Source organism: Bartonella sp. AC130YNZD (genome assembly GCF_042196865.1).
In the GTDB taxonomy this organism is placed as follows: Bacteria; Pseudomonadota; Alphaproteobacteria; order Rhizobiales; family Rhizobiaceae; genus Bartonella.
Window position 1 is genome coordinate 1 of the sequence record NZ_JBHIQZ010000002.1, and the last position, 24609, is coordinate 24609.

Annotated in this window: 20 protein-coding genes; 15 read left to right on the top strand and 5 right to left on the bottom strand. The window is 36.2% G+C overall.

Features of this window, described 5'->3' with window-relative positions:
- Nucleotides 1-257 precede the first annotated feature (257 nt).
- On the top strand, nt 258-1112 hold the full coding sequence (locus ACFINU_RS00960) for a hypothetical protein (RefSeq protein ID WP_375617571.1): 855 nt from the start codon (nt 258-260) through the stop codon (nt 1110-1112).
- Nucleotides 1113-2126: 1014 nt separating this feature from the next.
- Nucleotides 2127-2249 (top strand): hypothetical protein, encoded by a 123-nt coding sequence (locus ACFINU_RS00965; protein WP_375617572.1) that lies wholly within the window; start codon nt 2127-2129, stop codon nt 2247-2249.
- Between the two features lie 633 nt (nt 2250-2882).
- On the opposite strand, the gene ACFINU_RS00970 is transcribed toward ACFINU_RS00965, so the two are convergent.
- The 4 genes from ACFINU_RS00970 to ACFINU_RS00985 form a co-directional block, all read right to left on the bottom strand.
- Nucleotides 2883-3668 carry a DUF1499 domain-containing protein gene (locus ACFINU_RS00970; RefSeq protein WP_375617573.1) on the bottom strand — a complete coding sequence of 262 codons (786 nt, stop codon included), beginning with the start codon at nt 3666-3668 and terminating at the stop codon, nt 2883-2885.
- Between the two features lie 528 nt (nt 3669-4196).
- A complete protein-coding gene (locus tag ACFINU_RS00975) occupies nt 4197-4736 on the bottom strand; it encodes a hypothetical protein (protein WP_375617574.1) in 540 nt (179 codons plus the stop codon).
- Entirely contained in the window at nt 4729-5325 is a 597-nt protein-coding gene (locus tag ACFINU_RS00980) for a DUF1214 domain-containing protein (RefSeq protein WP_375617575.1), read from the bottom strand. The genes ACFINU_RS00975 and ACFINU_RS00980 overlap by 8 nt, the downstream gene beginning before the upstream one ends.
- 17 nt (nt 5326-5342) lie before the next feature.
- Nucleotides 5343-7493: a transglycosylase domain-containing protein gene (locus ACFINU_RS00985; RefSeq protein WP_375617576.1), complete on the bottom strand. Its 2151-nt coding sequence runs from the start codon at nt 7491-7493 to the stop codon at nt 5343-5345.
- A gap of 345 nt (nt 7494-7838) precedes the next feature.
- Here ACFINU_RS00985 and ACFINU_RS00990 point away from each other — a divergent pair, with 345 nt between their 5' ends.
- From ACFINU_RS00990 to ACFINU_RS01050, 13 genes are all read left to right on the top strand, one after another.
- Nucleotides 7839-8075 (top strand): hypothetical protein, encoded by a 237-nt coding sequence (locus tag ACFINU_RS00990; RefSeq protein WP_375617577.1) that lies wholly within the window; start codon nt 7839-7841, stop codon nt 8073-8075.
- A 21-nt stretch (nt 8076-8096) separates the two neighbouring features.
- Nucleotides 8097-8762, top strand: coding sequence for a response regulator transcription factor (locus ACFINU_RS00995; RefSeq protein ID WP_375606371.1), 666 nt, complete (start codon nt 8097-8099; stop codon nt 8760-8762).
- On the top strand, nt 8762-10180 hold the full coding sequence (locus ACFINU_RS01000) for an ATP-binding protein (RefSeq protein ID WP_375617578.1): 1419 nt from the start codon (nt 8762-8764) through the stop codon (nt 10178-10180). The genes ACFINU_RS00995 and ACFINU_RS01000 overlap by 1 nt, the downstream gene beginning before the upstream one ends.
- A 234-nt stretch (nt 10181-10414) precedes the next feature.
- A complete protein-coding gene (locus tag ACFINU_RS01005; RefSeq protein ID WP_375617579.1) occupies nt 10415-11185 on the top strand; it encodes a tetratricopeptide repeat protein in 771 nt (256 codons plus the stop codon).
- A gap of 77 nt (nt 11186-11262) precedes the next feature.
- Nucleotides 11263-11742, top strand: coding sequence for a cytochrome c maturation protein CcmE (ccmE, locus tag ACFINU_RS01010; protein ID WP_375617580.1), 480 nt, complete (start codon nt 11263-11265; stop codon nt 11740-11742).
- 7 nt (nt 11743-11749) lie between these two features.
- Nucleotides 11750-13729, top strand: coding sequence for a heme lyase CcmF/NrfE family subunit (locus tag ACFINU_RS01015; protein WP_375617581.1), 1980 nt, complete (start codon nt 11750-11752; stop codon nt 13727-13729).
- A gap of 1 nt (nt 13730) precedes the next feature.
- A complete protein-coding gene (locus ACFINU_RS01020) occupies nt 13731-14141 on the top strand; it encodes a cytochrome c-type biogenesis protein CcmH (protein ID WP_375611162.1) in 411 nt (136 codons plus the stop codon).
- A gap of 218 nt (nt 14142-14359) precedes the next feature.
- Nucleotides 14360-15871 carry a Do family serine endopeptidase gene (locus tag ACFINU_RS01025; RefSeq protein ID WP_375617582.1) on the top strand — a complete coding sequence of 504 codons (1512 nt, stop codon included), beginning with the start codon at nt 14360-14362 and terminating at the stop codon, nt 15869-15871.
- 72 nt (nt 15872-15943) lie between these two features.
- Nucleotides 15944-16630, top strand: coding sequence for a winged helix-turn-helix domain-containing protein (locus ACFINU_RS01030; protein ID WP_375617583.1), 687 nt, complete (start codon nt 15944-15946; stop codon nt 16628-16630).
- A complete protein-coding gene (locus ACFINU_RS01035; protein ID WP_375617584.1) occupies nt 16627-18009 on the top strand; it encodes an ATP-binding protein in 1383 nt (460 codons plus the stop codon). Before ACFINU_RS01030 ends, ACFINU_RS01035 begins: the two co-directional genes overlap by 4 nt.
- Before the next feature lie 77 nt (nt 18010-18086).
- Entirely contained in the window at nt 18087-21032 is a 2946-nt protein-coding gene (locus tag ACFINU_RS01040) for a bifunctional [glutamine synthetase] adenylyltransferase/[glutamine synthetase]-adenylyl-L-tyrosine phosphorylase (protein ID WP_375617585.1), read from the top strand.
- Nucleotides 21033-21484: 452 nt separating this feature from the next.
- Nucleotides 21485-22309: an outer membrane protein gene (locus tag ACFINU_RS01045; RefSeq protein ID WP_375617586.1), complete on the top strand. Its 825-nt coding sequence runs from the start codon at nt 21485-21487 to the stop codon at nt 22307-22309.
- A gap of 346 nt (nt 22310-22655) precedes the next feature.
- Nucleotides 22656-22781: a hypothetical protein gene (locus ACFINU_RS01050; RefSeq protein ID WP_375617587.1), complete on the top strand. Its 126-nt coding sequence runs from the start codon at nt 22656-22658 to the stop codon at nt 22779-22781.
- A gap of 905 nt (nt 22782-23686) precedes the next feature.
- Here the strand turns inward: ACFINU_RS01050 and ACFINU_RS01055 are convergent.
- Nucleotides 23687-24571: a metallophosphoesterase family protein gene (locus tag ACFINU_RS01055; protein ID WP_375617588.1), complete on the bottom strand. Its 885-nt coding sequence runs from the start codon at nt 24569-24571 to the stop codon at nt 23687-23689.
- Between the last annotated feature and the right edge of the window lie 38 nt (nt 24572-24609).

A 24609-nucleotide genomic window follows, 5' to 3' on the forward strand; every position in this document is an offset into this window, starting at 1 on the left:
CATTTGATTTTATGATTTTGTTTAAGAGAAAGAGCGATGGATGTCGCATATTTAAACAGTATTGTAAATAGTATTATTACTCAACAAAATATACATTTTGTATGAATATAATATAAACATAATGTATTTATTGTTTATACAGTATTTTTATTGTTATTTATACAAATTATATTTGACATTTTCTAAAATGAATAATAATCAAATTCTCGCTGTATCGTTGTGATACAGTTATTTTTAATAATAAAAGGAGGATTTAAATGGGTAGTTCAAGCTCATCACATGATTCAAGTAGTAACTCACATCCAAAAAGTTGGCTTTTTCCAGAAGATGATTATAGTACAGGCGCTCATGCCCAAGCAGCAGGTGCAGGCGGCATCATAGGAGACGTAATAGGAGGTATTGCTGGTGCAGTTGGAGGTCTTTTTTCTGGACCGGGAGGTGTCAGTTCTGGCTTACTCGGTGGAGCAGTAAGCGGCGGAATAGGAGGAGCTGGTGATTCAAGTAGTAACTCACATCCAAAAAGTTGGCTTTTTCCAGAAGATGATCATAATACAGACGCTTATGCTCAAGAAGCAGGTAAAGGCGGCATTGTAGGATTAGTATTAGGAGGTGGTGCTGGTGCAGCGGGAGGTTCTATTGCTGGATCAGGAGGTGCAGGTGCTGGCTTTCTCGGTGGAGCAGTAAGCGGCGGAATAGGAGGAGCTGGTGATGCCTTGGTAGATAAGTACAATCAATTTCATCCGAATTCGAGCTGTGAAGTAGGCGATTACGTTGAAGCATCGGCCATAAAGGGAGGGATAGGAGCACTAGGAGGAGCATTAGGTGGTTCAGTGGCAGGTCCTGTTGGTACGTTCACTGGAGCAGTAGGCGGCGGACTAACAGGAGCAGCTAACGGTTTTGTAGATAAGTATAATCAATGTCATCCAAATCCGAGTTGTCAAGTAGGCGATTACGTTGAATCAGCTGCCATAAAGGGAGGGATAGGAGCAATAGGAGGTGGAATAGCAGGAGCTTCTGGAGGTCCTGTTGGTGCGCTCGGTGGAGCAGTAGGCGGCGGACTAACAGGAGCTGCTACCGGTTTTATAGATAAATACAATCAATGCCATCCGTAAAGTGGAGGGACACTGTTTCTAATTTATTTAGAAAATAACGATAAAGATATTTCTGAGATCAGTGATATTGTAAACATACTTTAAAGCTATGGCTAAACTGATTTCAGGGATATTTTTGTGTATGATAATAGATATTTTATTTTGGATTCTTTGTCATGTATACTTTTATTAGTTCCTTAGTGACAGCAATTGCATTTGGATTTTTCATGTTTTTTTTCAATAGATTTAAAGGTGAGAACTGGAGTATAAAAAGGATAATATTATCAACAATTATATTTTTTATAATATATTATTCTGGAAGTTTATTAGTTAAATATATGGGAATTTTATAAAAATTATTTATATATAAAATTATAATTATTTGAGTTAAGTTTATTATTTGAATTATACTCTATTGCTCTCTCTCTATTAAATCATTCATAAAGTGGATGAAATTTCAGTCTGGATTTTTTGTTATGTATACTTTTACTAGCTCCTTAATGACAGCAATTGGATTTGGACTTTGCATGTTTTTTTACAATAGATTTAAAGGTAAGAACTGGAGTATAAAAATGGAAATATTATCAACAATTAGGTTTTTTATACTATATTATGCTGCAAATTTATTAATTGAATATACGGGAATTTTAAAATAATATAGAATTACGTTATTATCAGCATTTTATTATTTATCATAATTTATACATTTTACGAATTATATTTGATTTTTTTGCTAAATAGCATGCTCATCACATGATTCAATTAGTAACTCACATCCAAAAAGTTTTCTTTTTCCAGAAGAAGATGATTGTAGCGCAGGCTCTTATGCTCAAACAGTAGGCACAGGCGGTCTCGTGGGAGCCTTATTAGGAGGAGGGGCTGGGTGCAGTAGCTGGTCTACCTAGAGTAGTAGGAGGCGGATTATTAGGAGCTGCTATCGGTTTGATAGATAAGTACAATCAATGCCATCCGAATCCAAGTTGTGAAGTAGGCGATTATGTCGAATCAGCGGCCATAAAGGGAGGCGCAGGAGCAGTGGGAGGAGCAATAATTGGAGTAGCTGAAGGTCCTTTTGGTGTGCTCGGTGGAGCAGTAGGAGGCGGATTACTAGGAGCTATTAACGGTTTTAAAGATAAGTATCAGCAATGTCATCCGTAAAGTGGAGAGATGCTGTTTCTAATTTATTTAGAAAATAGCTAGTAAGATATTTCTGAGATCAGTAATACTGTAAACACACTTTAAAGTTATGGCTAAACTGATTTCAGGGATATTTTTGTGTATGATAATAGATGTTTTATTTTGGATTTTGCATGTTTTTTTACAATAGATTTAAAGGTGAGAACTGGAGTATAAAAAAGACAATATTATCAACAATTATGTTTTTTATATTATATTATTCTGGAAATTTATTAGTTAAATATATGGGAATTTTAAAATAATATAAAATCAATTTGTTATATTATTTTAAAAATATAATTATAAGGTGTTATTTGTAGAGTTATTTATAAAAAATAAGTTATTATTTTTATATAATATTTATCTTTAAAAAAATGTTTACTGATTACATTGTGATAGATACTTTAAATCAGTATTATCATCAAGAGTTCTGTTTTTTATTTCCTATTTTTGAATCTTTTTAATTATTTAAAGAATGAGTTGTTTTGAGATTATTGTCTTTTGTATAAGCATTGTCAGTTTATAGTTTTTGAAAAGTGATTCTCTTCTTATGTGTCATATTTATTGAAAAATAAGCAATTTTTATGAAATAAAGTGCCTTATCTCTCTTGATTTTTATCCATCATCTTCAGAAAGAGGAAGTGAGGCGATTTCTGTATCAAGTGCATCCATAAAATCGATAATAAAAGCAGCATTTGTCCCCAAATCTCTTGGCAAATAACGAGAAGCAGAACGCATATCAACAAAAGTTGTATCCCCTTCATCAGTTAAACGAATAACAATATCTAAAATAAAGCCAAGGTAAAAAGTTTTTGCTCTCGTTTCGATATAAATTTCATTTTCTTCGCCTTTGAATTCTCGTTGCGCTACAACAGGCCAATCATACGCAGCTAAAACATTAAGAACGGATTCGCGAATACGGTTAGGTGAGCCATCATAACGGCGCCCCGATATTTCTGGCCATTGTGACATCTGTATTGCTGCTTGTTCAGTCAAAACACTTTTGAGCGGTAAAGCATCGCTGGGACGTATTGTGCGAAAAAAAGCCGGCGGTTTTTGTGTATCGGTAGAAACGTCGTAAAGAGCCGGTAAGGTAAACCAAAGTCCCCAAAAGAGCATCAGTGGTGTAGCCGTTATTAATGAATAAATGATCCCTTTTAAAGCTTTCATTCCCCCTAGAGCACCATATAACCATAAACTATGAAGTGCTTTAATAGCCAGAAAAAGAGAAATAATTACACAGCCAGTAGAGATACCTATCAAAATTATGAAATCGGTTACGTTAATAACGGAAAAACGTTGTAAAATGACTGAAAATAATAAAATAAAGAACGACAATCCACCAAATCGAGGGGACCATACTGCTGCTCTTGAAACGAACCGAACATATCTCTTCTTCATGAAGTTTTTTCCCCTCAATTGTAAACTATAAGCCAAGTTTTTTCAGAGTGCCTATCGTACAAAAAGCTTCTGCTTATAAGAGAAAAATAAAGCACTTATTTTTGAGGTCAAGGATGCGTAATGTCTTATAAGTTTCCAGCGATTATTTTCGCACTTTATTGAAGGTAAACAGTATTTCTTCTATAGTTTATCATGTCATTGATGCGAATTTTATGGGAATGTTTGTAAATAAAAAAAATAAACTCAAATAACAAGTTTTACAATTGTTAGCAGCATATTTTTTTAGAGCTTTACTCTTGATTTTTCTCTTCTGATTGCGGGGAGTTTTTTCTGTCAGATAATGCGTATCAAATAGGATATGATGATGTGCAATAGAGATTTCATTATATATCAATAAAAAATTGAGGGATTTATAATCAGATAAATTTGAATATTCAATTAATAGAGAAAAAAGATAACCATTTTGATAGGCTTCATGTATTTTGTATAGAAAGTAAGGTGTTGTACAAATGAGAGGTTAGTCGGTTTTTATTCATAAAATATACGGCAGGTCGCAGATGAAAGGAAAGCTTCACTTTCTTTTTTCGCAAGGGAAGAAGGGACAAAAGTACGTAAAATAACAAACCCTTCATTCAAATTTTTAGCAACCAAAACTGAATTGGTATTTTTTTTAGGTTTTGATTTTTTGAGTTCTATGATTTGTATTGGTTTTCCAATGATAAGATCGAGTGTCGCATCAGGGGCTGTTCGGTCATTAAGGCTATAGAAAATAATTCCGTCGTGTGTGTAGGCTGCTAGTGACCAAAATTGTCGTGTTTTCAAAGCTTTTAAATGAACAGGTCCATTTTCAAGGTTAAATCTACAGACTTTAAGAAGAAAGAGGGGATCAGCAGATTGTTGAATAGGATTATCGGGAGTAAAATCGACAAATTGATAAGGGGCTCCGGATTTTTTAAGTGCTGTCCATATATTATCCTGTGCCCAGGTGGGGATCAGAAAGAGAACGCAAATATGAACGATAATAGCGCCAATGATTGCAAGAAGTGCGGTATAAATAAATCTAGTCACAATTTATTTGTCCTGATGGGATTTGTTCTATTGATGGCATTGTAAGCGTTTGTAATGCCGTTGCTGAGATGATTGGGGTATCGTATAAAGTAAGAATAAGCCCGAATTCTTTTTGACTAACTGTTGCAAGCCAATTGCCGGTTTGCGGTGTGGGTGAAATATTAATGCGCAATGAGCCATCATGCTCATAGATAATATTGTCAGTGTGGAGTTCAAAAGGTATTTCTTTGGATGAAGTATAGGGTTTAAGGGACTTGTCAGCTGTATAAAGGGTAAAAAGACGGGTTTCAGGGATGGTGCCTTTGAGCAAATAATGACAGTGATGATGAAGTGGACGCCCTTGGTTATCTTGCCAAATCTGGAATTGAATACCTTCAGTTCGTCCGAGTGAAACAATGCTTTGTTTAGCGGTGCGGGCGCGGTTATAAGGATCCATATTGGCTGTTCCCATTTGTGGATAAGCACTCCATTTTCCAATTCTAAAGCGTCCAAAATGAGGAAAGGAATTGAGCACATAATCGACACTCAGTTTTCCACATAAAATGGAAAAAGCGAAGATAAAAAAGAAAATGGTGATATTAAAAAACATCAGTGAATATCTTGAATTCAAAATGTTGAATCTCCAGTTGTTTTCATTTTCAAAGAAATTGCAGATGTTTTTTTCAGATCTTTGTTAATCAATCGCACGATATTTAATGTTTCAGGAGAAAGTGTAGAAGGTATTGGAGGAGGAACTTCAGAATCTGCATGGGAGGAAAGTATTGGGGGCTGATAAGGAAGGAGAGAATCTTTAACACCATAGAGCTGTTTGAGCATGATATTTTGATGTGCAGCAAGCATGATGCGATGCCATATCATGGCAGGAACGCCACCCCCAAAAGCACGATTCATCGGTGAAAAGTTATCATTTCCCATCCATACGGCTCCCGTATAATTGCCTGTAAAGCCAACAAACCAAGCATCACGATAAGATTGTGATGTTCCAGTTTTCCCTGCGACGAGAGTCATGGGCAGAGCAGCACGCTTACCAGATCCTCGTGTCGTGACACCCACCATCATTTGGTTCATATAAGCTGTTGATTGTTCACTCAGAACTCGGTGTAACTTATTTCTGTTATGTTCGAAATCCCATACCACATGCCCATCGATTGTTCTGATTTGCGTGAACCCATGACGATTACCAGCTATCCCGCCATTCGCAAAGACATTAAAGCCAGTTGCTTGATCCATGGGGGTCATATTGGAAGTGCCAAGAATCATTGTTTTGTGTGATAAAATATGCGCGTTAATTCCCATATTCTTGATGAGATCTATGATGGGTTGGGTATCACGGTTAAGATATTGATAGGTGAGATACACAGGGACTGTATTAATGGAAAAAGCTAAAGCTGTTGCTAAATCAATTTTCCCCAAATAACGACCAGAATTATTTTTGGGTGTCCAACCTCCCCAATTGATAGGAGCATCTAAAACGATTGTCGAGGGAGACAGTCCGTGTTCCAGTGCGGTTGCGTAAACATAAGGTTTGAATGAAGAACCAGTTTGCCGTCCGCCTTGTGTCGCTCTGTTAAATTGGCTCTTTTTATAATCTAGTCCTCCAACAATTGCGCATACGGCACCGTTATTATCGAGTATAACGGTGGCAGCTTGGGTTACGCGATATTGTTGACCATATTGATGTAAATGATATGCGATTGATTCTTCTGCTGCTTTTTGAATATTCGGATCAAGGGTTGTTTGAATAATTAAACTATGGCTTGGAAGTTGATTACGCATTTTTTTGACTTCCTCGAATGCCCAATCAAGAAAATAATCTGGCTGATTATTTTCTATTTGGGGAAGTGCCTTAGCAGGGTGGCGATGCGCATTGATAATTTGGCTCTTCGTCATAAAGCCACTATTAACAAGATTAGAAAGGACGACATTGGCACGTGTTTGAGCAGCAAAGAGATGACTATGAGGAGCATATTTTGTTGGAGCTTTAAAGAGTCCTGCTAACATAGCAGATTCACTTAAAGATATATGGCGTATGTTTTTTCCAAAATAAAATTTTGCCGCTGCGGCAATACCAAAATTGTTTCCTCCCATATAGGCTCGGTCAAGATAAAGTTGTAAAATCTGCTTTTTGCTAAAATTTGCTTCTAGCCAAAGAGCAAGATAAGCTTCTTTGATTTTACGTGTTATGGTTCTTTCGTTTGTTAAAAATAAATTTTTAGCCAATTGTTGTGTGAGAGTTGAACCACCTTGCACCACGCCTTTAGCTTGCATATTTTGTGAAATTGCCCGTGTAAGTCCTTGAAAATCAATACCCCAATGATCAAAAAAACGACGGTCTTCTGTAGCGAGAACCGCTTTAATGACAGTGTCAGGCATTTCTTCAACGGGGACAGAGATTGCCGGCAGTGCACCACGGTGCCCAATGGAATTTCCATAGCGATCTAGAAAAAGAATGGAAAAGTTTTTAGGAGAAGACCAATCTGTTTTGGTCAGTTCAAAAACAGAAATGCCCAAAATGGTAAAAAGAGTAAATCCCATCAACCCTAATGTTAGTATTTCATCGAGAACTTCAACGATAAAACGTTTCCATCCTTGAAGATGAAAATTTTGTGAGACGATTTTTGCCTTTTTCCAGAAAAAACTGTTAGCAGAATGAATGTGATACAGCGCTGTGTCTAATCGTGCGTCTAATTCAATGAGAGCAGGACTATGAAATGGCTTACGGTGTTGCCCTTTCTTTTTTTTAAAAAAATCAAACATTTAAAGAGAGCCTATGGCAAAGCAATACAACCAAACAAATCTACCATAATTATATGGAGTAGAAGTATTTTTTTTCTATAGTTCTAACAGAGAAAGAATTTGTTTTAGAATTATGCATTTTTTGTAAGATAGTATATTAATATTTTATTATTTTATTGAATAATTTTTATTCTCATTATTAAAAATATTTTTTTGATTTTTTAAAAATTTGGAGTAATGTTAATATGTTCTTCTGTAAGATAGAGGATAAATTGTTTTCATTTGTAATTTTTTAATCGACTAAAAAAACCATTATTTCTTTTATCCTTTATCAAGGAAGAGAAGAGATGGGTTATTGAAGTATTTATGATGAAAAAAAAAATCTTGTTCGTAATAATAGCAGCTTTTTTAGGAGCAGATTCTGTTCGAGCTTCTGGGTGTGCTGAAGTAGGTAAGAAGGCTGCCGCGCAAGAGAGCGGGGTTCTCGTCCGTTCAAAACCGGTTGTTCAGGAGGGAAAGGACATGTGTGCAATTGTGGTTGTTGTACCAGCCCGTAATGGTGAAAAGTTACGTCGTGTTGAGTTTTTTGTTCCTGCTGATTAGTCTTTAGCAGATGGTGTTGTGATGCGTATCTTAATCGTTGAAGATGATCGGAATCTTCACCATCAATTAGCAGAAGCTGTAAGACGTGCAGGATATGTTTCCGATAGTGCCTTCGATGGTGAAGAGGCTTATTTTTTAGGTAGCACAGAGTCTTACGACGCGGTGATACTTGATATAGGTTTACCGCAGATTGATGGTATTAGTGTTGTTGAAAAGTGGCGTCAAGAAGGGCTCTCCATGCCTGTTTTAATGCTAACAGCGCGAGACCGTTGGTCTGATAAGGTGCACGGTATTGATGCTGGAGCTGACGATTATGTTGTGAAGCCATTTCATTTGGAGGAAGTGATGGCGCGCTTGCGAGCATTAATTCGTCGCACTACGGGACATGCGACAAGTGCATTATGTTGCGGAAATGTTTTGTTGGATACAAAGACGTCTCGTGTTTTTGTGGATGGTCAATTGATTAAACTAACATCTTATGAATTCAGACTGCTTTCGTATCTCATGCATCATTGTGACAGGGTCATTTCAAGAACAGAGCTTACTGAACATCTTTATGATCAGGATTTTGATAAGGACTCGAATACAGTGGAAGTCTTTGTAGGTCGGTTACGGAAAAAGCTTGGAGTGGATTTGATTGAAACTATTCGAGGAATGGGATATCGCGTGAGAACGCGAGGTGATTAATGAATGTTTTTGAAGAGAATAATTGGTATAGGAGGTTCTTTTTTGTAATTACTCGATCTCTCAGTTTACGTGTTATGATCTTATCAACATTATGGGTTGTTATTTCTATTTTATCGATTTCTGCAGTAAGTATTTTATTTTATAAGCGTTCAACTGAACAAAGTCTAGAGCGTATCCTTTCTGCTCAACTCTACAGTCTTATTGCAACAGTGACGGTGTCATCAGAAGGTACTTTAAGAGGAGGGGCTGGGATTGATGATATTCGTTATTCTGATCCAACAACAGGATGGTATTGGGAAGTTGTTGCGATATCCCATAATTTAAAAGGAAGATTGACATCCCCCTCATTGGGAACAGGCGAGATATTTACACCAAGTGATGTTGATATACCTTTTAACAATAAATTCTTTCGCTCTTATCGGATAACGGGGAACAATGGTCAAAAGCTACAAGTGATTGAGAGTGATGTTGTTCTTGATAATAAAAATCATATTGCACGTTTTCGGCTTGTTGGGAATATCGATGAAGCTCATGCCCAGGTAAAGGAATTTAAGCGAACTTTGCAAATTTTTCTTTGGAGTTTCGGTATCGGGAGTGTTCTTATTAATATTGCTATTATTTTCTTTAGTTTTCAACCGTTGAAGCTTATTCGACGTGCATTGAATGATATTCGCGAAGGAAGAGTTCATTATGTGAATACGGATTTAGTAAGCGAAGTGATGCCGCTTGTACAAGAGATGAATGCTCTCATTAATAATAATCAGCGTATTATTGAGCGATTTCGCACACAGGTTGGTAATCTCGCGCATTCATTGAAGACGCCTCTATCCGTGATTATGAATGAGACAGATAAGATGCGCGGAGAAAAGGCTAGTTTGTTGAGAGAGCAAACGCAAATAATGCAAGCTCAAATCAATCATTATCTTCAGCGTGCGCGGATTGCAGCACAATGCGATAGTGTTGTCTATCATACGTCTGTTCGCAGTGTGCTTGAACGCTTGGTGCGGGTTATGAAAAAGCTTAATCCTGAAAAACAAATTCAATTTATTATGGATGTTGATGATATTGTTTTTTCTGGAGAGAAGGAAGATTTAGAAGAAATTATAGGGAATCTGATTGAAAATGCTACTCAGTGGTCTCGCGCAAAGGTTTTGATCTCTTGTTGTTTAGAAGAAAATGCTGAAGAAACAGAATATTTTAGTATCTTTGTAGAAGATGATGGTCCTGGTTTAACAGAAGACAAAATTGATGAAGCATTAAAAAGAGGGCGGCGGTTTAATGAAAGTAAACTAGGGTCAGGCTTAGGGTTAGCAATTGTTTCAGATATGGTCAGTGAATATGGTGGCAATCTCTTTTTATCACGTTCTGATTTGGGTGGATTGTATGCAAAAGTTTTATTACCTAAGATGGGAGAATAACATATTTTCTCCTTAAGCAAGAAATGTCTATAAAGTTTGTAAAGCAGTATTTTCAGACAACACATCAACAGAATAGGGAAACATTGTTTTTAGTTTCTTTGTTTAATTGATGTATATAATAGATTTTATAATATTCTCCATGAAAAAATGAATTTTAATTAATTTACATCACTTTTCTCATGAAGAGGATAAAATGTAAGCGGGTTATTCTCTGTTCGTATTGGAAAAAACGATATGCTCTTATTAATTTTTGCAGCATTTTTTCTGATTTTTCTGGCAAGTGTTCTTTTTCTTTCACTACGTTTTGACGATGAGATAAAAAAAGAATGGAAAGTTCAAACCGTGGATGGTTATAGAAGCCATAAGCGTATGATTGAGTTTAACAAGCTTTATATGCATTATAAAAAAAGAAATATTCTTAAGGCTTTAAGTATCTTGTTTGTTCTCCTTATGACATGGAATATTTATGGGCTGACAGGCAATCCAGAAGTGAAAAGTTATTTTTTTAGCGAATTAATGGATAAGGATCCGCAAACTCTTAGTAAGCAAGAAAAGCTTATTCGTTTACAAGTGCTTTTTTTCCGTGCACCTCATGATGGCAAGCTAGCAGATGCGTTAGCGGTAGGGTATCTCGAAGAAAGCCTTTTTCAAGAAGCAGTGAATACTTATTTAGATGCACTTCGTTTGAATGGAGAAACAGCTCCAAGGCTTGTAGGATACGGTTTAGCATTGGTTGGTTATGAAGGGGGAGTGATAACGCAAGAAGCGCAAAATGCTTTTCAAAAAGCAGCAGATTTAGCGCCAACAGATTTTTATCCACGTTTATTGTTAGCCGATGCATTGCATCAAGCAGGAAAAACTGCGCAGGCAGTGCAATTTTTACAAAGCTTTCTTGATACAATGCCTGAAAATTTTTCAGGACAATCACGTGTTAAAAAAATGATGATTCAGTTACGTGGTTTATCGAGTGAGCATACAAAGAAAAGAAATCTTGCACCTATGTAGAAGATGTGCAAAGCTCTTAAAAAATAAAATATTGATACTTAATTATAACGTATTTAAAATTTTTTCGCAGAGTGTCTATGAACAGTCAATCTTTAAAGAATTCTGCCTCATGGAAGGTTATTTTAGAGCAGCGAAAAAAAAGGCGCTTACTGATCATATTATTATGTTGTTTGGTTATGACAATTGCAGCAAGTCTCATAGTGTATGCAATGCGTCATGCGGTCAGTTTTTTTAGAATGCCCTCTGAAATTACAAGAGAAGATATTTTAACGGAGCGCCCTTTGCGTTTGGGTGGCTTTGTTGAAAAGGGAACTGTTCAATATGTTGGAGAGAGAGGCGTTGTTTTTTTTGTAACGGATAACAAAAAACATGAAAAAGTAGTTTTCAATGGTGCCTTACCGGATCTTTTTCGTGAAGGTCAGGGGGTGATTGTAGAAGGGCATTTCGATAAACAGGGCTTTTTTATAGGGATGCGTATTTTAGCAAAACATGATGAAACTTATATGCCTAAAGAAACAGCTGATCGTTTGAAAAAACATTACATTATGGAGAAATAATTCGATTGTGCTTGTCGAACTGGGTCATATTTTTTTAGCTGCAGCATTTTCAGTAAGCTTATTAGGGGCATTTTTACCTGCTTTAGGTTTTTGGTGGAGAGAGCGTTTGTTAATGCAAACAGCTGTTCCTTTAACATATATTACTTTTACATTACTGCTTTTATCTTTTTTAGTGATAATTTATGCTTATGTTGTATCGGATTTTTCTGTTTTGAACGTTGTTGAGAATTCTCATTCAGAAAAACCGATACTCTATAAAATTACAGGTGTTTGGGGCAACCATGAAGGCTCTATGTTGTTGTGGGTTTTAAGTCTTGCTTTTTTTAGTGCATTGATGGCTTTTTTTAGCCAACATTTGCCAGAAGATTTTAAGACGCTTGTTTTAATTTGCCAAAGTTGGATTACAACTGCTTTTCTTTTATTTATTCTTTTTGTATCCAATCCATTTTTACGCGTAAATCCACCAGCATTGCAGGGAAATGGTCTCAATCCTCTTTTGCAAGATATCGCATTAGCAATTCATCCACCGCTACTTTATTTAGGTTATGTTGGTTTTTCACTTTGTTTTTCTTTTGCCGTTGCGGCATTGATTATGGGACATGTTGATAGAATTTGGGCGCGTGGGATTCGTCCGTGGCTTTTACTTGCTTGGTGTTTTTTGACATTGGGTATTATGGTTGGCTCTTATTGGGCTTATTATGAGCTAGGATGGGGGGGCTATTGGTTTTGGGATCCTGTTGAAAATGTTTCGTTTATGCCTTGGCTTTCAGGAACGGCTCTTTTACATTCTGCTCTTGTTCTCGAAAAACGAGAAATATTGAAAAGTTGGACTCTGTTTTTAGCGCTGCTTACTTTTTCCCTTTCTCTGATAGGAACTTTTCTTGTGCGTTCTGGGCTTTTAGTTTCTGTTCATAGTTTTGCTGTTGATCCAGTACGCGGGCAAGCAATTCTTGCTCTTTTATTTTTTTTTACGGGAGCTGCTTTTCTTCTTTTTGCTTTGCGTACCCCTATTTTAAAAACAGAAAGATTTTTTCAACCAATTTCACGTGAAGGGTTTATTGTTTTAAATAACTTGTTACTGACAACAATAACAGCAACAGTATTGATTGGTACACTTTATCCTTATTTTATTGAGATATTAACAGGGCAAAAAATTTCTGTAGGGGCTGCTTTTTTTAACCTTACCTGTGGACCGCTAATGGTTTTGCTGTTGTTGTTTGTTCCGTTTGGGACAATGATGGCATGGAAACGCGGTGATTTTCTTGCAGTTTTTGAACGGTTGTGGTTTGTTTTTGTATTGGTTGGTATCGTCTGTTTTATAATATTTTATGCGACATCTGTGCGTGATATTTTTGCAGTTTTAGGGATTGGGCTTTCAGCGTTTGTTTTTTTAGGCAGTGTAGCGGATCTATGGGGAAAGAGTGGATATGGCAAGAGAGCTTTTTCAGTACGCGTTAAGAGATTTCTTGGATTGCCATGGTCTACTTTTGGTGCAGCAATAGCACATATGGGATTAAGCGTTACATTATTTGGTATTGTTTGCGTGGCAAGTTTTGGGCAAGAACGTATTTTAATCATGAACGTAGGGGATAGGGTGACGATAGCGGATAAAACGCTTCATTTTGATGCAGTGTATGATGGTGTTGGTTCGAATTATTCGACAATGGAGTTTTATTTTAAAATATGTGAAAATAAAAACATTGTAGGTCATGTAACAGCTTCAAAGCGATTTTATTCAAGCCAAAATACATCAACAACAGAAGTTGGTCTTAAAAATCATGGCTTATCACAGCTATATATTATACCGGGACATATCGATAATCGGGGTCTCGTTGTGCACGTATGGTGGAAGCCTTATGTAATATGTATTTGGTTAGGGGCATTCATGATGGCTATGGGGGGATGTCTTTCTCTTTTGGGGTATTGGTTTCGCATTGGCATGTACAATAAGGTAGTGCTTGCTTTAAATTTTTGGAAAAGACATTGAGATGAAAAAAATTCTTTGGATTGTATTTTTTTTAATTGCAACGTTTCCTTTTCGATTAGCAATAGCAGTAGAGCCGGATGAGATTTTAAAGGATAAGATTCTTGAAGCGCGAGCACGCCATATTTCATCGCATTTACGTTGTCCGGTTTGTCAAAATCAATCAATTGATGATTCAGATGCTGCTTTAGCACGTGATTTACGGCTTTTAATTCGGGAAAGGCTAAAAATGGGCTATAGTAATCAGCAAGTCACTGACTTTCTTGTTGAGCGATATGGTGAATTTATTCTCTTGAAACCACCATTGAATAAAATAACTTGGTTTTTATGGTTCTCGCCTTTGATCATTATTATCATTGGCGTAAGTATCATATTTTTCCACTTCAAACGGAATAATCATGCGTTATGTGAATGAAAAAGAACAGTCAAAAATGTCATTGCATTAAAAAAAATATTACATAAAAGAAAAAAATCAGAACATCTGCAATAAGCAGACAATCTTATTGTAATTATATTAGGGAATACTGAAACCTTACAAAACTTTAATAATTTAGACAGAAAACGGTAAGGTCTGGTATTTTATAAGTGATCGGAATTGAAATAAAGGTATGATTGAATAGGAGCATAGAATAAATGGTTAAAAAGGCTTTCTTTAAAACATTTGTCGCAGTGAGTTTTTCTGCGATATTGGAAAGTGGACTGTTTTTTAGTGGATGTACATCAAGCTTGTGGATGACAAAGGCTCATGCAAGTTCTGTATTTACTTCGTTAATGCAACAACAGGGATTTGCCGATATTGTTGCTCAAGTGAAACCAGCCGTTGTAGCAGTACAAGTAAAGAGTAATAAAAAGAAAGAAGATAGGTTCTTTAGCAACTTTTTTAGTGGTCCAGGACTTGATCAATTACCAGATCAGCATCCTTTAAAAAGATTTTTTAAAGAGTTTTATGATTTTGATAAACCTAAAAATAAATTTCCGCACCAATCGCAGAGACTCCGTCCTGTTGCTTTTGGATCGGGTTTTTTTATTTCATCTGATGGTTACATTGTGACCAATGATCATGTGATTTCTGATGGAACAAGTTATACTGTTGTTCTTGATGATGGTACAGAATTGAATGCAAAGCTCATTGGGAAAGATCCCAAAACCGACCTTGCCGTACTAAAAGTGAATGATAAAAGAAAATTTTCTTATGTTGATTTTGGTGATGATTCAAAGCTTCGTGTTGGGGATTGGGTTGTTGCCATTGGGAATCCATTTGGTCTTGGTGGAACTGTGACAGCAGGTATTGTTTCTGCACGTGGACGTGATATTGGCACTGGTGTATACGATGATTTTATTCAGATTGATGCTGCTGTTAATAGAGGAAACTCTGGTGGTCCAACGTTTGATCTTAATGGAAAGGTTGTTGGGGTTAATACAGCAATTTTTTCTCCTTCTGGAGGAAATGTTGGGATTGCTTTTGCTATTCCAGCAGCGACTGTAAAACAGGTTGTACAACAACTTATTGAAAAAGGTTCAGTTCAACGTGGTTGGTTAGGTGTTCAGATTCAGCCGGTAACAAAGGAGATTTCCGATTCAATAGGATTGAAAGAAGCCAAAGGTGCTTTGGTTACTGATCCGTTAAAAGGACCGGCAGAAAAAGCTGGTATTAAAGCGGGTGATGTAATTATTTCAGTGAATAATGAAAAAGTTGCTGATGCGCGTGAGTTGGCGAAACGTATTGCAAATATTAAACCAGGAGAAATGGTAACCATAGGGATTTGGAGATCAGGTAAGGAGGAGAGTATAAAGGTTAAACTCGCTTCAATGTCTGAAGATGAAAGTAAGAAAGAGACTTCAAAATATTCAAATGGACATAGTGATTTAGATGAAACATTGGAAAATTATGGTTTGATTGTTATGCCTTCTGATGATGGTGTAGGGGTTGTCGTAACGGATGTCGATACCGATTCAGATGCTGCAGATAAAGGGATACGCCCTGGTGATATCATTGTGACAGTAAATAATAAACCGGTTAAACGAGTCTCTGATATTATTAACACAATCAAAAATGCTCAGCAGTTAGGACGAAAGGCTATACTCTTACAAGTGCGAACAAATGATCAAAATCGTTTTGTTGCTCTTCCAATTTTCAAAAAATAAGGCTTTAGTTGTAGAACAAATGTTTATTAAATATTTGTCCTACAACATAATAAAATAATGGAGATACGTTTTATGAAGATACTCGTTATTGAAGATGATCATGAGACGGGGCATTATCTCGAAAAAGCATTTTTGGAAGTAGGGCATTCTGTTGATGTTGCTTATGATGGGGATACGGGATATGCTTTAGCAACCACGGAAAATTATGACATTATGGTTGTTGACCGAATGCTTTTGCATCGTGATGGTCTTTCTATTATTGCTGAATTGCGCGCTAAAGGCAATGAAACACCGGTTCTTATTCTGTCTGCTTTAGGGCAAGTTAATGATCGTGTAACGGGGCTGCGTGCAGGGGGAGATGATTATTTGACAAAGCCTTATGCTTTTTCTGAACTTCTTGCGCGTGTTGAAGTTTTACAACGGCGGAAAAATCCTAAAGAAGCAGAAACTGTTTACTGTGTAGGTAATCTTGAGCTTGATCGGTTAGCACATACGGTAAAACGAGGTGATAGAAACATTCTATTGCAACCACGAGAGTTTCGTTTACTTGAATATTTGATGCGTTATGCGGGGCAGGTTGTTACACGCACTATGCTTTTGGAAAACGTTTGGAATTACCATTTTGATCCACAAACGAATGTCATTGATGTCCATATCTCTCGTTTGAGAGCCAAAATTGAAAAAGATTTTGATGTTCCCCTTCTCCATACAGTGCGTGGAGCTGGATATATGCTGAAAGTACCAGATAACAAAGCATGAATCGTTTGATTAATATAATGCGCACGACGGCGCTAAGGCTTTCAGCACTTTACATTTTATTGTTTGGATTGGTGGCAACAGGACTTTCTATTTATATGACGGCATTTTCTGCTTCATTGTTAACAGAGCAAACTGAACAGGCTTTACATGAAGAATTAAAGTATATTGAAAATGCTTATAATTATGGGGGATTATCCTTATTAATGCGCACTATTGATTATCGTTCAAGACAACCAGGAGCATTTCTTTATCTTGTTACAGATTCTATGGGGCGTATTTTAGCAGGAAATGTAGCACGTATTGAATTAGGTCTTTTGAATCAGAGTGGTTTTATTTCTACCTCTTTTTTGTATTCCCGTTTTGGAGAACATGGCAAAACAAGTGAACATCGCGCTTTGGCGGTTATTGTTGATTTGCCTAATGCTATGAAGATTCTTATAGGACGTGATTTGGATGAGCCAGAACGTTTTGCTGTTGTTATTCGCAAAGCTGTGATCATTGCACTTGCTGCAATGGTTGGAGGCGCTTTACTCATATGGTTTTTTGTTGGCAGGAGAGCTTTACAAAGGATTGATCATGTAACGGCTGCATCACAGCGCTTGATGGATGGTGATTTCAGTGGGCGTTTACCTGTTTCTGGAGTAGGGGATGAGTTTGATCGATTGTCAACCAATCTTAATGTTATGTTAGACCGCATTGAAGAGTTAAATATTGGTTTACGTCAAGTATCAGATAATATTGCTCATGATCTGAAAACGCCGTTAACGCGTCTTAGAAATCGCGCTGAAGAGGCACTTTCAGGAAATAAGACAAAGCTTGAATATCGTCAGGTCCTTGATAGGGTTATTGCAGAGTCAGATCAACTTATTTGTACGTTCAATGCGATTTTAATGATTTCACGTATTGAGGCCAGCAGTGCAATTGAACATCTTGAAATGATGAATATGAAACTGATTATTGAGGATGCTGTTGAGCTTTACGAACCTTTTGCTGAGGAGTCAGGTGTTTTACTTCAGTTGGGAGATATATTTGATAAAGAGCTAAAATTGAATCGTGAGCTTGTTGCACAATCAATTTTTAATCTTATAGATAATGCAATTAAATATGCGCCTAAAGGTGGAAGGCAAGCGAAGGTTTGCTTATCAATGGAATATCGTGATGCACATTTATTAGTTGTTGTGAGCGATAATGGACCAGGAATAGCAGAGGATAAACGTGAAAAAGTGACAGAACGATTTGTTCGTCTTGAAGAAAGCCGCACACAACCTGGGTTTGGGATTGGTTTAAGTATAGCAAAAGCGGTTATGAAGCTTCACGGGGGTGAATTGTTACTTGAAAATGCAAATCCAGGGCTTAGGGCTATTTTGTTATTTCCTTAAAGATATTTTTCTTCACTTTTCTCTTTTCATACGTAACAACTATTTTAAAAGTATAAAGCAATAGAAAGGAAAGAAAAATGCTTTTCAAGGGAGCGCAGACGAAACAAGCTTTTTTTAAAACACAGCTTCTCCCTTTATGTCCTCTCGATAAAAGTGGTTCCCAATGGTTAAAAGACATGGAAGAACAAGCAAGGAAAGAAGGTTTAGAATCGCTTGTTTCCATCATTTCAGAGAGTGGAACGCAGATTGATTTTATCAGTTCGGTTATGACCTTATCTCCTTTTTTGCGTGAGGTTTTAATTGCCAACCCATCATATCTTAGTGCTTTATTAAATGTTGATATAGAAACAAGGCTGAGCGAAATTATAGATGATATTACAGCTATTGATAAGGATGAAGCTATAAATGAAACTTCATTGATGGCTGCTTTAAGGCGCAAAAAACGAGAAGCGCATGTTCTTATTGCTTTAGCTGATTTGGGTGGTGTTTTTACTTACGAAGTTTCATGTGCTTGGTTGACACGTTTGGGCGAAGCAGCATTAAGTGTAGCACTACGTTTTCTATTAAGAGAAGCGCATGATCATGGTAAGATCAATTTATTAAGCCGTGAGAATCCAGAAAAAGACTGTGGTTTAATTATTTTAGGGATGGGAAAGTTAGGAGCAGGGGAACTTAATTATTCTTCTGATATTGATCTTATTGTTTTCATTGATGAAACATCACCTCATATTGGTAATCTTTCTGAAAGTGTTGACATATTTTCTAAAATGGTACGCCGATTAATCCGTATCATTCAAGAACGCACTGCGGAAGGATATGTTTTTCGTCTTGATTTTCGTCTTCGTCCAGATCCAGGATCAACCCCTTTGGCCTTACCAGTAAGGACTGCATTGCGTTATTACGAAGGGCGTGGGCAAAATTGGGAACGAGCAGCCATGATTAAAGCACGTCCAGTTGCTGGTGATAAGAGGGCAGGTTTTAACTTTCTCAAAGAGCTTTTTCCCTATGTGTGGCGGAAATATTTAGATTACGCTGCTATTGCTGATATTCATTCGATCAAACGTCAAATTCATGCGCATAAAAATTATGGTCAAATTGCAGCTTATGGGCATAATATAAAGTTAGGTCGTGGTGGTATTCGTGAGATTGAGTTTTTTGTTCAGACACAGCAGCTCATTGCTGGTGGACGTTTTCCTCAATTACGTGGACGTCAGACAGTTGCAATGTTAGCAGAACTTCACACGCTTGGTTGGATCAGTGAGAAAACGAGAAATAGCCTTATAAAAAGTTATGCTATTCTTCGAAATGTAGAACATCGTATTCAAATGCTTTTCGATGAACAAACACATCTTCTTCCAAATGATACTGCTCAATTCACGAGTGTTGCCTATTTAATGGGTTATCAAGACAGTAACAGTTTTATCCGTGATTTATTAAAAACACTTCAGGTTGTTGAAAAACATTATGCTGCACTTTTTGAGAATGAGCAAGAACTTGGTTTAGAAATTGGTAATTTAGTTTTTACAGGTGAAGAAGATGATCCAGAGACATTAATAACGTTAAGCCGTTTAGGTTTCGAAAGAGCAAGTGATATTTGTCGTATTATGCGCACGCTCCATTTTGGTCGTTATAAAGCAACGCAATCAGCCGAAGCACGCGAGAGATTAACGGAATTAACACCAGCTCTTTTGAAAGCTTTTGGTGGGACAAAACGAGCTGATGAGGCGATGTTACGTTTTGATGGTTTTTTACAGGGCTTACCTTCAGGAATTCAGCTTTTTAGTCTTTTGCAGTCTAATCCTTCTCTTTTGGATATGCTTGTCCTTATTATGGGGGCTGCTCCACGTCTTGCAGAAATTATTGCACGCAGGTCCCATGTTTTTGATGGAATGTTAGATCCGAATATTCTTTCAGAATTACCGACCAAAACGTACTTAGAAAAACGGCTTGAATATTTTCTTGAAAATGTTCTTTCTTATGAGGAAATTCTTGACCATTTAAGGATTTTTGCAGATGAACAACGTTTTTTGATTGGTATTCGAATTTTAAACGGTACAATTACAGGAGAAAGAGCGGGCTTTGCTTTTACTGCGCTTGCTGATCTTATGATTACAAAAACATTTGCTACCGTTCAAGAGGAATTTTCTCGTCTTCATGGTCGTATTAAAGGGGGGCGTGTTGGCATATTGGGTATGGGGAAGCTTGGAAGTCGCGAATTAACAGCAGATTCCGATGTTGACCTCGTTTTGCTTTATGAACACGATAATGATGCAGAAATATCTGATGGAGAAAAGCCTCTTTATATCTCTCAATATTATACGCGTTTAGCACAGCGCCTCGTTTCTGCTTTATCCACTCTTACAAGCCAAGGTATTCTTTATGTCGTTGATTTAAGGTTACGGCCATTAGGCAATAAAGGACCTATTGCTGTTTCTTTTCCATTTTTTAAAAAGTATTATCGCCAAGAAGCATGGATATGGGAATATCTTGCTTTAACAAGGGCTCGAGGCATTGCAGGAGACCCTGATTTTTTACAAAAGCTAGAAAATGAAGTATGTGCAATTATTGCTATTTCTCGTGATAAGAAGGAAGTTGCAAAAGAAGTATGTGAAATGCGTGCCTTGATTGCAAAAGAAAAGCCGCCAAAAAATCAATGGGATTTAAAAACGATGTCTGGTGGCATTATGGATTTGGAGTTTATTGCTCAATTTTCTCTTATTACGCATGTCATTGAGTTTCAAATTGGAGCGACGACAGCGGATATTTTAGATCACTTACCAAACAGTTTTCTTAATCAGTCATGTATTGCTGATTTACATTATGCCTATCGCCTTTATACAAATTTGAGTCAAATTATACGGCTTTGCTTAAATGATTCTCTTGATCCCAATGATATGCCACCTGGATTAAGCGACCTTTTGTTGAATAGTGTTGGGGAACCTGATTTGCTTCGTGTTGAAAAATTAATTGCAGAAACTGGGCAATTGGTCTGTTCAGTTTTTACAAAAATCATGAAACATTAAAATAATTCTATAAGAATAAATAAAAATTATTAATTCCATTTTTATATATTAATTTTTTGTCTTTCATTTCATAGACGCTTGAGATGGTTAGAGTGAAGTTCTCTACTGGTTTTTCAAGTGTGATGAAAAAATTCTCCATTCTAGGTATCATTCTTTATACAAAAAGCGATGAGTGATTAATTTAGTGAATCATATTTTTTATGAGCGTTATCTCATTTTTTCAAAAAATTGACATTATAATTATTTATATTATTGAATATAATGATGATCAATATGAAGCTATAAAAGCTGCTATAGATTAATAGTTTCTGGAAATTATAAATAATATTTAAGCTTTATTTAAAACTAATTTTAATTTTTTAACTGTGTCATTTTTGCTATAGATTTTTTCAAAAAATTGTGAAACGATTTACCATTATTTATGTATCACATTAGCTTTTAGGGGAGCAATTATGATTACAAAGTATTTAGCCTCAACATCTCTATTTTCTTTAATTTCAATTTCTGTAGTACAGGCGTCGGATATCGTTATTCCTGAACAACCTGTTCCTGTTATTCCAGCGCCTGCTTTGTCTTGGACAGGATTTTATCTTGGAGGACAGATTGGTAACTTTTCAGGTAAAACAACTGCAAGTTATTTAAAACATGAGACAGGGATATGGAATCCAATTGGAAAGGAGAATTTACCTAAACTTTCTGGTTTTATCGGGGGAGTTTATGCGGGTTCCAATATTGATATCGATAATAGTTTTATTATAGGTATTGATACAGATATTATGTGGTCTGGTAAAAAGGATTCTAAAGATGTCAATCTACCGAAAAAAAGTCCAACTGAAGAAATACCAAAACCTATAGAAGAAACAAGTCTAACAAGAGATTTGCAGGAGAATGATTCAACAAGGCGTATTAAAGCTGTACGTCATACTTTAAAACAAAAATGGGCTGGTGCTACACGGGTGAGAGTTGGTTTTGCGATTGAGCGTATGATGCCTTATGTTTCCGGAGGGATTGCTTATACGCAGCTTCAGAATATTTTTGCGGCAGTAGCTGATAGCAAAAATGGAGAAGTTGATTTTTCTGATTGGTTGCATGATGAAAAAAAGACCATGATTGGTTATACTCTTGGAGGTGGTATTGATTTTGCAATGACTGATAATGTTATTGTGCGTGCAGAATATCGTTATTCAGATTTTGGCAAAAAGAAGTTCATACAGGATAAATTTGAAATGGGCTACAAAACAAATGATTTCCGCGTGGGTGTAGCTTATAAATTTTAATTTTTTGCAGAATAAAACACTTCAAAAGTCTCATTTTCGAATGAGGCTTTTATTTTTCAGGTATGTTCTAGTAAATATCCTTTACTCAAAAGAGCTACTATTTTATTCGAACAATACTTTGATTTATAAATATAAATTACTTTTTGTCATGTTAAGTGAGAGCCCCGAGTGTCATAAGATTTTCTCATTTTAAACCTATATTATATTGAACCAATCAAAGCCATGTCTTTTGCACGTCAAAAAGAGGGGGAGTCGTGAGATAAAAACATTAAAGAAAGAATAAAAATGCTTCTTATGAACTATCTTAAGTGCTAAAGGCTGTCGCTACATTAGGGGGTGGCAAAGTATGAGATTTGATACTAGCTTGCTTTTCCATAAACGTGAAGATGGTGTTGCTAAATGGACTTATCATTACATCATTCATAGGTGCCGTCGGGAAATGGGTTTTGGTGCTTTAAAAGATGCTTTTTAAAACCAACATGTGAATTGGCAAGCTAATGGCATTTTATTTTATTTGAAAGATCTCTCATACAATCAACTTTTCTGTTTTGCGGTATCGTAAAATATTTTATTTAATAACAAAAAGATCGCAAAAAAATTCTAAAGCACGTAAAATTACATCCGCAATGTAATTCAATAATAAAATAATTATAAAGAGTATTATAAAGTGATTTATAGGAAAAAATAGAGAGAAAATTAGGAATTTATTGAGACATAAAAAACATTATTACCTATGTCTGTTATCGAAATATAATCTACTATTTTTTATAACTTTTTTAATGTACGATAATAAATTTCGAGTGAAATAGTAATGGATCATTTCAAATCTATTTACGATAAATCAATCAACATCATTTGTTTATGAATCACAAGTAGGTTGGGTTATTGAAATTATATACTTTAGTTATTATTTGGCTTTTTTAGGCATTGATTTTCAGGTATAGATGCTGAATGAGCTTCTCTATTATTCTATAAAATATCATCATTGTAATAATATAAGGATTTTACGCATTAGATGCTTTTGGAGGAGTGTATGATGAAATTCAAAGCAGGGTTTATGTGTAGAGCTTTGTGAAGTAAATCACATGCGCAATTAGCAGCTGGAACCCGTGAGACAAGAATCCGGATTATTTATAAATCAGATGTGGTACAATTTTCGTTCTTTAGGGCGGGAAGGAAGAAAACCGATAAGTTTGTAAAAAGCTAGTCACATAAGTGGGGCAGCAGATGGAACTGTCTGAGAAAAATTGATCTATTGACAGAGAAGGTGAAACTTTGTCTTTTAAGGAGAAAAAGGGAAATAAGAATTATGATTTTCAAAGGAATATGAAATAAAAATATTTTCGTTTTTTGTTGTTTTGGCAACTATGAAGGTGTTTAAAGATTAATTGTTTCAGTACATGCAATCTCGTTTTGAGGATTGATAATGCTATAACGTTGTAATTGGCAATGCCATTGATTTTGTAAGCGTTCAATGGAAAATAAATTAAAGCCTGCGGGTGGTTTTTTATCACCAAAAGCTTGTGATGCGGAAGGAACACCAACAATAGGAATTTTTTTAATTGGTCCTTCAATGTAATTCAATGTGGGTAAATGAGTATGTCCGTGAAGAATAAGCTCACAACCGTGATATTTGATAACGTCTAGAAAACGTTTTATATCCCGTAGTTTTTTATGCCAAGACGTCGCCTTTGGAAAGGGGGGGTGGTGAATCATGACGACACGAAAAAGGTTGCGCTGTGCTGCTTCCTTTAAAAAGAGCGGTAAAGTTTGCGCTTGCATTTTACCAAAATAGCCAGAAGCTTGAAAAGGCAATGTCGCAATGGCTGAAGAAGCTGCTATGATGGCAACATCTTTGCGAATGCGCATATAAGGAAAGACGCTTTTTTGAGGGATGTCACCTGTAATCCAAGGTTTAAAAAGAGTGCATGCTTTTTGTAAAGCGCCGCGGACATAGGCATCGTGATTTCCAAATGTTAAAGAAATATCTTGAGGTTTTCCTAGGTTAAGTAGCCAACGATGAGCTTGTACAAATTCTTTATCGAGAGCAAGATTTACAAGATCACCAGAGATCACAAGGTGATCAGGTTTTTTTTTGTTCAAGGCATCTATTACAGTTTCTAGGACATCTGTTGCCATCTGACTCTTACGTTTTTTTTGCCAGTTCAGATAACCGGTAAGACGCTTCCCAGAAAGTTCAAAAAGGGAAGGTTGCGGGAGAGGGGAAAGATGTACATCCGATATATGGGCAAGATAAAACATAAAAGCTCGTAGAGGATTAAAAACGATTTAAAGAATAA